A 232-nucleotide genomic window follows, 5' to 3' on the forward strand; every position below is an offset into this window, starting at 1 on the left:
TTGGTCAGCCATGCCATCGGGCGCAACCTGTTCCACAAGCAGCTGGACCTGGTGTTCGGCATCGCCCACCGGCTCACCCAGGGCCTGGCCAACGGCAGCCTGCAGCGCATGCTGATGGCGCTGGTGGTGGTGGCGCTCATCGTGGCCGCCGCCCCGGTCGTGGCCAATCCGGTGTCGCCCAACTGGCCTGCGCCGCAGCCCATTCCGTTGCTGGGCTGGGCGCTGTGGGCGG

General features: G+C 70.3%; 1 protein-coding gene. It reads left to right on the forward strand.

Annotated features, from left to right (window positions below; genetic code table 11):
- The coding region (locus ACQG3P_RS24705) for a hypothetical protein (protein ID WP_426806522.1) at positions 1-232 on the forward strand (232 nt) is incomplete at both ends.

Source organism: Stenotrophomonas sp. SrG (genome assembly GCF_050031795.1).
Classification (GTDB): Bacteria; Pseudomonadota; Gammaproteobacteria; order Xanthomonadales; family Xanthomonadaceae; genus Stenotrophomonas; species Stenotrophomonas rhizophila_A.